General features: G+C 71.8%; 5 protein-coding genes. All 5 read right to left on the bottom strand.

Annotated elements, in window-relative coordinates; genetic code table 11:
• Positions 1-52: 52 nt before the first annotated feature.
• The 5 genes from OHB04_RS15175 to OHB04_RS15195 all read right to left on the bottom strand — a co-directional run bounded on the left by OHB04_RS15175 (position 53) and on the right by OHB04_RS15195 (position 11,573).
• On the bottom strand, positions 53-4,339 hold the full coding sequence (locus OHB04_RS15175; protein ID WP_326807618.1) for a hypothetical protein: 4,287 nt from the start codon (positions 4,337-4,339) through the stop codon (positions 53-55).
• 499 nt (positions 4,340-4,838) lie between these two features.
• Positions 4,839-6,371: a serine/threonine-protein kinase gene (locus tag OHB04_RS15180; RefSeq protein ID WP_326807619.1), complete on the bottom strand. Its 1,533-nt coding sequence runs from the start codon at positions 6,369-6,371 to the stop codon at positions 4,839-4,841.
• A gap of 169 nt (positions 6,372-6,540) precedes the next feature.
• Positions 6,541-9,852 carry a lantibiotic dehydratase gene (locus tag OHB04_RS15185; protein WP_326688219.1) on the bottom strand — a complete coding sequence of 1,104 codons (3,312 nt, stop codon included), beginning with the start codon at positions 9,850-9,852 and terminating at the stop codon, positions 6,541-6,543.
• Positions 9,849-11,270, bottom strand: a complete 1,422-nt coding sequence (locus OHB04_RS15190) for a lanthionine synthetase C family protein (RefSeq protein WP_326688220.1) — start codon at positions 11,268-11,270, stop codon at positions 9,849-9,851. Before OHB04_RS15190 ends, OHB04_RS15185 begins: the two co-directional genes overlap by 4 nt.
• A 150-nt stretch (positions 11,271-11,420) precedes the next feature.
• Positions 11,421-11,573 (bottom strand): hypothetical protein, encoded by a 153-nt coding sequence (locus tag OHB04_RS15195; RefSeq protein WP_326688221.1) that lies wholly within the window; start codon positions 11,571-11,573, stop codon positions 11,421-11,423.
• Positions 11,574-11,776: the final 203 nt, after the last annotated feature.

Consider the following 11,776-nt stretch of genomic DNA (forward strand, 5'->3'; position numbering starts at 1 on the left):
GGATGGGGATGGCCCGCTGCCGCCCGGAAGGCCGGGCGGCAGCGGGGTGCGGTTACGGCGCGGGCGCTGGTGCGGGCGCGGGCGTGGGTTCCGGAGTGGGTTCCGGAGTGGGTTCCGGAGTGGGTTCCGGAGTGGGTTCCGGAGTGGGTGCCTCCTCCACTGGCTCCTGTGCGGGTGCCTCCTCCACGGGCTCCGAAGTGGGCTCCGGAGTGGGTGTCTCGTCCACGGGTTCCGGTGCGGGTGCCTCGTCAGCTGGCTCCGGAGTGGGTTCTGGCGTGGGTTCCTGGTCCACGGGCTCCGGAGTGGGTGCTGGCGTGGGTTCCTGGTCCACGGGCTCCGAAGTGGGTGCCTCGTCCACTGGTCCCGGAGTGGGTTCCGGCGTGGGTGCCTCCTCCACGGGCTCCGACGCAGGTGCCTGGTCCACTGGCCCCGGAGTGGGTGCTGGCGTGGGTTCCTGGTCCACCGATGCGGGGGTGGGTTCCGGCGTGGGTGCGGGTACGGGCGCCGGGGCCGCAGGTTCAGGGGCGGCTTCCGGTGTCGCATTCGGCTCCGCCGGTGCGGGTGCCGGTGCGGGTCCGGGTGCCGGGGCGGGTGCCGGGGCCGGGGCGGGGGCGGGTGCCGGGGCGGGTGCCGGTGCGGGTCCGGGTGCCGGGGCGGGTGCCGGGGCCGGGGCGGGGGCGGGTGCCGGGGCGGGTGCCGGGGCGGGTGCCGGGGCGGGTGCCGGGGCGGGTGCCGGGGCGGGTGCCGGGGCGGGTGCCGGGGCCGGCTCACCCGGTAGTGGTGGTGCGCCTGCCGGGTTCCCCTCGGGGGCTGATTGTGACGCGCGCTGCTCCGCGAGGACCTGCCCTGTGACGTACCCGGGGTCGGACTGAGTTGCGGCTTGGTTCAGGGCATCCAGTATCTGTTGTCCTGCTGAAGGCGCCGGTGGTGCGCCCGCCGGGTTCCCCTCGGGGGCTGATTGTGACGCGCGCTGCTCCGCGAGCAGCTGCCCTGTGACGTACCCGGGGTCGGACTGAGTTGCGGCTTGGTTCAGGGCATCCAGTATCTGTTGTCCTGCTGAAGGCGCCGGTGGTGCGCCCGCCGGGTTCCCCTCGGGGGCTGATTGTGACGCGCGCTGCTCCGCGAGGACCTGCCCTGTGGCGTACCCCGGCTCGGCCTGCGCTGCGATGTCGGCCAGCGACTGCACCTGGTCGGGGTGGGTGTTCCCGTACACGCCCAGGCCCGTCACGGTACCCGCACCGCGCGCGATCGCCGTGTATTTGCCCCCGACCAGGCCGCCGATACCGGCCCCCATACCGACGTCCGTGGTGAAGTCGTTCGCCGCCGTTCCGGGTTCACCGAGGTAGGGCGCGGCGCCCTGTGTGCCGGGGGGTTTGGCGACTCCCGCGGAGACTTCGCCGCGCGTGGGCTGGAATGCGGGGTTGAGCGGGTCCATCGAGGGGTCCGGCGGGATCCCGCCGTCCATCTGGCGCAGGATTTCCCGCGTCTCGGGGTGCTCACTGGTGTACGCGCTGGCGTTCCAGAGGCCGCCCAGGACACCGCCCCCCGCCGCTCCCTTGGGACCTCCCGCCGCGAACCCGACACCACTGCCGTGCCACACACCGTCGACGGTGCGGCCCCCGAAGTCGCCCCAGTCCCAGGCCGGGCCGGGTGCGGGCTCGTTCGCGAGACGGCTGACGATCGGCCCTTCGGGCAGCGGGGTCCCGGCCGGGATCGCACCAGCCGCCGGCGGCGCGGCCTCACCGGGCGGGATCTCGGCGGGGGCCGGCTGCTCCGCCTGCTGCTGGGCGGGCGTCTTGATGCCCATCTGCTCCGCGAGAGCCTCGCCTGTGGCGTACCCCGGCTCGGCCTGCGCTGCGATGTCGGCCAGCGACTGCACCTGGTCGGGGTGGGTGTTCCCGTACACGCCCAGGCCCGCCACGGTACCCAGCCCGCGCGTGATCGGCTCGTACTTGCCACCGGGCAGGCTGCCGATACCGGCTCCCCGGCCGACGTCCTTGGTGAAGTCGCCTGCCGCCGTTCCGGGTTCACCGAGGTAGGGCGCGGCGCCCTGTGTGCCGGGGGGTTTGGCGACTCCCGCGGAGACTTCGCCGCGCGTGGGCTGGAATGCCGGGTTGAGCGGGTCCATCGAGGGGTCCGGCGGGATCCCGCCGTCCATCTGGCGCAGGATTTCCCGCGTCTCGGGGTGCTCACTGGTGTACGCGCTGGCGTTCCAGAGGCCGCCCAGGACACCGCCCCCCGCCGCTCCCTTGGGACCTCCCGCCGCGAACCCGACACCACTGCCGGCCCCTACACCCTTGACGGTGCGTCCCGCGAAGTCGCCCCAGTCCCACGCGGGGCCGGGCGCGGGCTCGTTCGCGAGACGGCTGACGATCGGACCTTCGGGCTTGGCCGGCTCCTCGGGGGTGTCCTGCCCATCGGGCCTGGCGCCGTCCTCGGGTGCCGGCGCGGCGTCCGCAGGAACGTTCGGGCGGAGCACAGGGAACGGGGCCCCGGACTCGGGGAGCGGCGGCACGGTCCCCATTCCGCCGTACAGCTGGTCGTACGGCGGCGCACCGGCGTCGCTGTCGGCCAACCTCCCGGAAAGGAAGTCGGACAGGGGCGTACCGGGGGGCGGTGCGGGCGGTGCCGGAACCGTGCTGGTGGCCGAGCTTCCGGCCTGCGGGGCCGCCGTGGACGGCCCCTGCACCGGCCCCTGCATCGGCCGCTGCACCGGTCCCTGCACCTTCGGATCGGGCGTCACCGGCTCGTCCGAGCCGTCTCCGGGGGGCGTGGACGGCGCCTCTCCTGCTGTGGACCGCACCTCTCCACTTGAGTCCGCGTACGGGAGGGCCGCCGTGGGATGCTCCGCGAGGTCCGGCAGGTCGGCAGTCGGCTCCTCGGAGTCCGAGGAGTCCTCGGAGTCCTCGGAGTCCTCGGAGTCCTCGTCGGCGTCGTCGTCTTCGGCAGCGGGAGCAGCGGAAGCAGCGGCGTCGTCCGCGTCGGTGGGAGCCGTTGCGGGGATCTCTCCGCGCGGGTCGATGTCCGGCCGTTCCGCCCCGGCAAGCTGCCGGGAGTCCGTCGGAGCCGCCGTCGGCAGATCGACGGGCAGGTCCGCCGCGTCGAACGGTACGGACGACTCCGGATTCCGGTCCTCGGCACCCGGCGCCGTCTCCTCGACGTCCCGGCGAAGGTCCCGGACGTCCGTCCCCTCGGGGGCCTCTTGGCGGTCCTTCTCCGCGTGGTCCCGCTCGGGAACACCGTGCGTCGGGTCCGCGTCGTTCGCCGACTCGTCCCCCTGCGCCGACTCGGACGCCTGCGCCGACTCGTCCACATGCTGTGGCTGTTCAGCGGCATCCGGCCGTTCGGCGGCCGGGTCGACCGATGGCTCCTCTTCCCCGTCGGTCCTCGCGGATTCCCCGTCGGTCCTCGCGGAGTCGTGGTCCGGGCGCGGCTCCTGCGCGGCGGCCTTCTCCGTCTGATCGGGGGCCACCTCTGCCCGATCGGAGGCCACCTCTGCTCGATCAGGGGCCGTCTCCGTCCGGTCGACGGGAGGCTCGGGGGGCGTCTCCGCCCGGTCATCCGCGTCGGGGGCCTGACGCGTCGTGCGCTCCGCCGGAGAGTCCTCGCCGGCGGCTCCGTCCCTGTCCCCGTCCTCGGCCCAGGCTGGACGATCACTGCCGGAGGTTCCCGGCGCTTGCGGCTGGTGACGCCGGCTCAGCGTCTCCTCGTCCACCCCGGAGGCACGCAGGCGCTCTGCGACGCGCTTCCGGACCTCCTGCTCGAACGCGGAACTCCCGGATCGTGAGTGCGTCTGATCCGCGCCCCGCGCCGACTCCACCTCGATGTCGTGCTGTTGCTGTTGCTGCTGGTGGGAGTGCTGCTGATGCGTGGTCGCGGCCTGTGCCTGGCCCGGCTGTACGGCCGCCGACAGCAGCCAGGCGCCGAACCCCAGCGCCCCCGTCAGCACCGCCGTACGAAGCAGCTGCCGGTCCCACAGCGGCTTCGGGTGCCGCTCCGACCGGGGGGACGAGAACGCCGACCGCGCCGACTTCGACGGCTCACCGCTGTCCTCGGCACCGACCGTGCCCGAGACGACGGCGTCCACCAACTCGCCCACGGTGGCCGCCGGTACCTCGTGCACCGCACAGCGGCCCGGGTACGTACGCGCCCCCGTCAGCCCCGGCTGCACCGCCACGTACGCGACCCGCCCGAGACCGGCCAGTTCCTCGGCGTCGACGATCAGCAGCGCGGCGGCGGACAGCTCCACACCCGTACGCTGCCCGTCCCACCAGGCACGCAGCCGCTGTGCCGCCCCCGGCGCGGCGAACTCGTCCCCGTACATCGGCGGTACGAGCACCGGCACGCTCCCGCCTGTCCCGGCCAACCGCGACCTCATCGCCACGGTGACGGAGCTGGCCAGTTGAAGGTCCCTGACCAGCACCAGATACGCACGACCGGCGCTGTCGTCCGGTGAACCGGAACGTGCCTTCGCTTGCGGGGGACAGCCAGGTGGATGCGGGACTTTCCGTAGATACATGCTTGGCGCCTCCTCATGACTGGACGACGCGCGCCGGCCCGTTCACCGCTGGGCACGGCACGACAAGGTCCCGGTCCGGGTCTCTTGGTGCGCGGTGACGCTAGGGGAGTTCGTCCGGGACCGGTCCCAACCCGTCAGTAACGGACGGTTGGCGGAGCGTGGTTCGCGTAGCGCGGTTCACGGTTCGCGGAGCACGGTTCGCGATTCGCGGAGCACGGCGGATTCCGTGTTCGGGTGAGGGGCGTGCGTGCCTGTCTGATGCCCGCGGGCTGCGTGTGTGTTGTGGCTTGGCGCGCGGTTTCTCGCGCCCCTTTGGGCGCTACGTGCGCCGGTAACTGAAGGTTCGCGTACCTTCCCAGGTTCTCTTCTTGATGCGGTACCTATGCGCCTTTTCCTCGGCCAGGTGACCGGGGCCAAGATTGATCACGTCGGCGCGGCGCCAGGTGCCGTCGATTTCCTGGTCCACGAAATAGGAGAACTCGTTGAAATCTTTCGTCGAAGACTCGAACGAGTTCCTGACGGTGAGAACTTTTCCGCCCTTCGTGGACGACCTCGACAGCTCGACGGTCTGATCCACCCAGATGGTGCGGGCGCCGTCCAAAGGTGCCCACCTTCCGGCCTTCTTGCCGTTCACGGTGACGGACGCGCTCTGCGCGGACACGCTGGAGTCGAGGCGTCGTGTCAGCCGGATGCCGGTGTTGGCCGGATCGACCGTCACCGTGAACTGGCTCCAGCCGCCGGGGCCGAACGCGCGGCCGTCGTCGGTGACGACGCGTCTGTAGGAGGCCGACGGCTCGGCGGAGTCCGGGAGGGCGAGGAACATCACCCCGGCCACGACGGCGGCCAGGGTTGTCACGAGCCCGGTGAGCAGGACGCCACGGCGTGCAATCGACGGGAACTTCCGCTCGGAGGCGGGGTCCACCGTGGCCTGTCCGTGCAGCTGATGGCCGGGTTCTTCGGCTTCCGAGGCCAGCGCGCCCGTGGACTCGGACTCCCTGGAGCTGATCATGGCCATGACGGCGGGAGGGAGCCAGCCGTCGCTCGGCCAAGGGCCGGCCAGCCGGGCGAGAATCTCGGCGAGAGGGGGCCGGGCGGCGGGGTCCTTCGCCAGGCAGGCGACGATCAGGTCGCGATGCTCGGGCCCGACAGTGATGTCGCGCAGGTCGGGTGGTTCGCTGGTGATACGACGGAGAACGGCGGCGGTTGTCTCGCCCTCGAAAGGACTGCGTCCGGTGGCCGCGAATGCCAGGACCACACCAAGGGCGAACACGTCGCCGGCGGCTGCGGGCCGATGTCCGTTCACCTGTTCCGGGGACATGTAGGCGTAGGTCCCCAACACGGCGCCGGTCGCGGTCATCTTGCCGGCGTCCTGCGTGCCGGCGATACCGAAGTCGATGATTCTCGGGCCGTCGGCGGCCAGGATCACGTTGCCGGGTTTGAGATCCCGGTGCACCAGCCCGCACGCGTGAATGGCGGCCAGCCCCTCCGCGAGCCCCGCACCCAGAGTCCGAACGGCCTGTGCGCCGAGGGGGCCGTGTTCGGTGACGGCGCCGTGCAGGGAAGGGCCGGGGATATAGGCGGTGGCCATCCACGGCGGATCGGCGTCGGGATCGGCGTCGATGACCAGTGCGGTATGGAATCCCCCGACCCTGCGGGCGGCCTCGACCTCGCGGGCGAATCGGGCGCGGAATCGCTCACGCTGCGCGTATTCGTACCGGATCAGCTTCACCGCGACCGGACGTCCTCCGGGGGAACGACCGAAAAACACCTGCCCCATGCCGCCTTCGCCAAGCCGCCCCACCAGCCGGTACTTGCCGACACACCGCGGGTCGCCGGGCCGCAGAGGATCCACCCAAGCCCTCCACCGTTCGCTATGAGGGCCCCATACCAATGCACCACCAGCCCCTCGGAAAGGCTAGGGCCACGTGCTCACAGGATGACCCAATCGTGCACCACCTCCATCGATCCCATGCACCAGCTTCATCGATCCATAACAAGCTGTGGGGGCGTGGACGGAGGGCTCAGTGGGAGGCGTGCGCGGCCCGGTCGAGGAGGCGTCGCCACACCCCGTAGGAGGCCGCCTCCTCGGTGGGACGCAGCCCCATGCGGTTGCAGTGCATGTGCAGCAGGGCCAGGACGATGTCGCCACGATCCGCCAGGAGTTCGCCTGTCCGCTCCAGCTCGGTCATCCGGCGGGTGAGCCGCTCGGCGGCCGGGCGCCACACGGCGGCGGCCTGGTCGAGCAGTTCGCGGGTCGGGCCGTCTTCGGTGCGTGCCGTCCACAGGCTGCGCCCGGCCGTCCGGTACACGTCGCCACCGGCGTTTCGCGCCGCCGCGAGGCGGGCGAGGGCGTGGCGTGCCTCGGTTTCGGGGATCAGACAGGCGCACAGCCGGTCGACGGTGAGGGCGACGAACGCGGCACGCTCCTGGTCCGGCTCCAGGCGCACGTCCGGCAGGCCGGTCCCGGAGCCGCGAAGGCGCCGGAGGAGTTGGACGACGGCAGTGCTGTCCTGACGGAACCACTCCTCGGCGTCTGCGATCAACTCGGGGCCGCCGTAACGCTCGACCTCGCGCTGATAGCTCACGAAGGTGTGGTCCGAGATGTGCCCGTCCCGGGCGAGGCCGTAGGCCCAGGCGGTCACCTCGCGCAGGACGTCCGGGCGCGCGGACTCCTCGGGCACGAAGAACCGCACCCGCAGATGGGGAGCCGGATCGCCGTAGCGTAGGAAGAACGGCGCTGCCACGCCGTACTGTTCGGACAGTCGCTCGGTGAGGCCCGCCAGACCCACCCCCAGCAGCGCGTCATGGGCGTCGGGCTCGGCGTAGAGCTTCACGGCCAGCCAGTCGCTGCCGACCCGCTTGCCCCTTGCGCCGGGATCCTCGGCGATGGCGCGGACCGGGCGGGGCTTGATGTGCTGGGCCACTCGGCCCGGGTCCTGGCTGGTGCGTACGAGGGGCACCACGATCTCGGAGGCATACGGCTCACCGGCGGCGTCCCGCAGGAAGCCCTCGTCGGGTGCGGGCAGCACCTCCTCCAGGACGATCCCCTCCTCCGGAGCCTGTTCCAGGCTGTCGCGCAGCTCGCGCAGGGAAGGGGCGCTGGTGAGGTCGAGCAGCAGAGTGTTGTCGTTGCTGGCGATGTTGACCAGGCGGGGCACCAGCCACGTCTCGGCCCAGGCGCCGACGGCCTCGGCGAACGCGGCCAGGCCGTCTCCCTCCCCGTTGCCGTGACTACTGGGGGTTGGCGCGAGCTCGCCCGGTCGCAGCCGCCACCGCGCCCGGCGCAGCACCAGGTTGCCCCGCTCGACGCGGGGCAGGAACGGCATGCTCCAGCTCAGACCTTCCCAGCTGAACCACGAGACCGTGCTCGAGAGGGCCTGGGAGACCTCCAGCAGGAACCGGCAAGGGTCCGGAGCACCTGCCCAGTTGAGCATCGTGCGATCGGTGACGTGCAGCCGCCGGCCCAGCGTGCGGCTGCGCAGATAGAGCTTTCCGTCGGCCACGCCGACGAGGACGTCGTCCAGACGGATCACGTGATCCTCGTCCCGGCCGGGCGTGACGTTGACCGGCAGTTCCCACGTGTGCGCGGTGGGGCGGATCACGACGTTGATGGACCGGGCTTCCTGGGGGAGGGAGGTCAGCTCGGCGCAGACGGCGTCGCCCTGGCGCCGCTCCTCGGCGGCGGCCAGCTCCCGCAGCGACGCTTGCGTCTCGTCGTCGAGGAGATCGTGGAATCGGGCGAAGGTCCGGCCGCCCATCACGACCCCGGCGGTGCCGCAGATACCGCGCCATTGATCACGGCCGGGGCCGGGTGCCACAAGGGCCAGGTACAGGTCGAGGACGGGCATCGGCGGCCGGTGGTCGTCCTCGGCGGCCGAGACCTCGGCCAGCTCTTCGAGCAGCCGGTCGTCGAGCTGGACGCTCAGCTCCCGGCGGGCCAGGGCCCCGGTGACCAGCCGGTTCAGCACGGCCTCCCGTGTCGGCCCGTCCGGCCGGTCCGCCCGGTCCGCGGGCTGCTGGACGACGCCGGGCAGCGGATACGCCTGTCCTGGGGAGAGGTATCTGCGCGGCGGGCCGAGGCCGGTCTCCGGGGTCAGCGCCTCCAGCAGGGGGATCTCGGAGCGGTGGCCGTACCGTTCGGAGAAGGCGTCGGCGTACTCCTTGAGATGCGGCGGGTAGCGGTCTTCCGCGCCCACGCGCATGAACACGCGGGCGGCCTCTTCGGCCAGGTCGGCCACGGGCCGGGGAAGGACCAGAGGCGCGTCGAGGTCCAGCGCCGAGTCGATCTGGAGGGTCGGGCCCGAGTGACCGCCGATGGCATCGGGCATCGGCGCGCTCACCGTCTTGAGCAGTTCCGATATCGGGACCTCACCCTGGTTGAACGCGCTGATCGCGGCCTCCACACCGTCGATGGCGCGCGCGACGGCGGGGTCGGTGACGGGCGGCAGCATCGAGCCCAGCAGTGAGTTGTCCCGGTCCGTCCGGCCGGTCGGCGGGACGAGCAGCCGGGGGCGCTCGGCGGTGATGAGGATGTCGCTGTCGAAGAGGCCGTCGAGCAGGGCCGCGATCCGCTCGGCACCGGCCTTCGGATAGGCCTCGGTGAGCAGAGCGGTGAGGTCGCCGAGCGTCGTCGGCGTACGGGTGTGGTCGAGCACGGACCGTATCGGCGCGGTGAGCCGTACGCTGACGGAGCGTCGGCCCTTGGGCTGTACGGTCCGCCCGCCGTCGTCATGCGCGCCGTGGTGAGCGGCCTCGGCCCTGTCGCGCAGCCCGTAGCCTTCGGCGGTGGACAGCCACACCCGGCCGCGGGCCACGTGGAGCAGGTCGTTGCGCCGCACTCTCAGGTCGTGGGGGCGCTCCGCGCCGAAGGCGAGCCGCTTCACCAGGTGCATGACCCACCCGGAGTCCGCGCGTGCGCGGGCCGTTCCGATGGCGGCCGGGCCGAGCCGGGTGCGCTGCTCCTCGCCGAAGGTGCCGGTGGTCACGCCCGCGAAGAGGCCGAACGGCGTCGAGCGGAAGCTCATCCGGTTCAGGTAGCGGCTGAGGCCGCGGACGGCCTTCCGCCGGCTCTTGCCGGTGAGGCCGTCGAACCGCTCAACGGCGTCCGCCAGATGAGGCGAGGCGGCCCGCACCGCGTCCGGCACGCCCGGGGTCCACCACAGCTTGAGGAGCTGATCCGCGTATTCGTCCTGCCAGGCGTCCGTGCGCACGGCGTCGCCGTCCGCCACGGGCAGCGACCTGAGCAGTTCGAGCATCGGGCGTGCGGGCAGGGCCGGCGCCCTGAGCATGAAGAACCCGCAGGCCCGGTAGGTGTCGGCGGTCTCTTCGCTCATGTCTCCCCCATGCCCCGGTCCGGTCTCGTCCCCGCCTCGGTCCCGCCCGGTTCGTGCCCGCGCGGGAGCCTGGGAGTCAGGAACAGCAGCTCGTCCCACTCGGCCGCCGCGTCGGACACGGCGCCGAGGAGGGCGAGCAGGACTCCGGCCGCACCGTTCAACAGGCCGGGGTTGTGCTCCTGCCCTCCCCACGGGTCGTAGTCAGGGAAGAGGTAGGGGTGGTCCGGGTCCGCGTACGAGCACAGCTGCGACAGGAACTCGTCGTGCATGCGCCACAGGTCCGGCACGCCCGTCTGTGCGGCGGCGCGGCCGTAGACGGTCAGCAGCCCGGCCAGCCCGTGGCACAGCGTGGGTGAGTTGATGCGCTGATGCTCGGCAGGGGTGCGTTCGACGCCGAGGAGCGTGGCCACCGCGAGGTCGGTCGGCTCCGGGTCGCCGCAGGCCGCCGAGGCCGGCAGCAGGGACGCGGCGACACCGGGCGCGCCATAGCACCACGCGCTCCTGGCCGGTACCTGCGGAGAATCGGTGTCGGGGCGCCCGGAGTCCGGGTGGGGCAGCAGAAGGTTGGCCCACGCCGGATAGTCGAGGCCGTCGATACGCAGCGCTCCGAGTGTCTGGGCAAGGTCACGGATTCCCTGCCGTACCCGGTGTGGCCGTGCGTCCACGCGCACGAGGCCGGCCGCGTGGGCGGTGTCGGGGCGGCAGAGGGCCGCGAGAATGCCCGCAGGGCCGTGGGCGAACCCCAGGTTGTACACGCCGTCGGGAAAGTTCTTCACGTATCCCGGAAGGGGCGTCGGCTGTCCGTCGGGGCCCGGAATGCTGGGGAAATGGGAGGGCGCGCAGAACCACCTGAGCTTGCCGCCGTCATCCTGGGTCAGATCCACCAGGTAGTCGACAAGGCGGCCCGTGGCCTCTCTGGCCGCGTCCGTCGCGCGCCCGCCGAGGACATCCGCTGCTTTGAGGAGCGCGGCGAGCCAGCCTGCCGCGCCCGCGATGACGTCGTAATCGTGAGAGGCGACGCTTCCCGCGGCGGTGTGGAGCGTGATCGCCAGCGTCTGCCGGGCGAGCCGGTCGGTCATCGTGGCGAGCGTCGGGAGGTAGCGCGGCTCCAGACGGGCGTACTCGGTCACCGCCCAGACGACACCCGCGGTGCCGAGGTACAGACCGGGTGCGTTCAAGGGCGCGGCGGCACTCGCCTCGGCGGTGCGCCGCAGCTGGAGCTGACCCGCTTTGAAGTAGCGGTCGTCGTCGAAGACTTCGGCGGCATACCGGAGGGCGAGCGCGACGCCGGGGGCACCGTCGGCGAGATCCGCCTTCACTGCGGCGTCGCCGGCCGATTCCATGAGCCGGTCAGCCACCTCGCGAGCCAGCCGCAGAACCTCGTCGTCGGTCACTTTCCCCGCGGAACGAGACTCCATAGCTCCGCCGTTCCCTCTCTCAGCCTTTTCAGCAAATCTCGGCCTTCCCAGCAAACGACCATACGGAGGGCTCTGGGATCCCCTGTACACGGACCGCGGGGCCCTCCGCGTGGCTCGCGATGGGTGTGCGTCACATCAGATGTGGCGTGGTCAGCAGCACCCGCTGAGCGTGTCCGTGCAGAGTGACGTGCGCGACGTCGCGCACCCGCCGTTATCCGTGGCAGCGGCGGAACTGGTGGAAACCGCCGCGTGACCAACACGCAGGTCGAGGGAGAATTCGTCTTCCAGCAGGTCTTCGCTCATTTTGTTCCCTCCGATAAGGGGCCCGTACGGGAATCTCTGGGAAATCGGCGTTTGTGAATACCGGATTTCCCGGAGCCTCATGGAACGTAGCCGAGCGCCACGAGCAGCGTCAACACATCTGCCGCATCGGCCACTTGGGCAACTGAGGCGGCAGGGAAACCGCCCTGGCGCGTATCGGGATTGTCCGGCGCAAGAATGCTCGG

This window comes from Streptomyces sp. NBC_01775 (assembly GCF_035917675.1).
GTDB lineage: Bacteria > Actinomycetota > Actinomycetes > Streptomycetales > Streptomycetaceae > Streptomyces.

What these genes read in the sequence shown, in the direction of transcription:
- OHB04_RS15185 (WP_326688219.1), bottom strand. Translation starts at nt 9,852, where the DNA reads ATGAGCGAAGAGACCGCCGACACCTACCGGGCCTGCGGGTTCTTCATG.
- OHB04_RS15190 (WP_326688220.1), bottom strand. Translation starts at nt 11,270, where the DNA reads ATGGAGTCTCGTTCCGCGGGGAAAGTGACCGACGACGAGGTTCTGCGG.
- OHB04_RS15195 (WP_326688221.1), bottom strand. Translation starts at nt 11,573, where the DNA reads ATGAGCGAAGACCTGCTGGAAGACGAATTCTCCCTCGACCTGCGTGTT.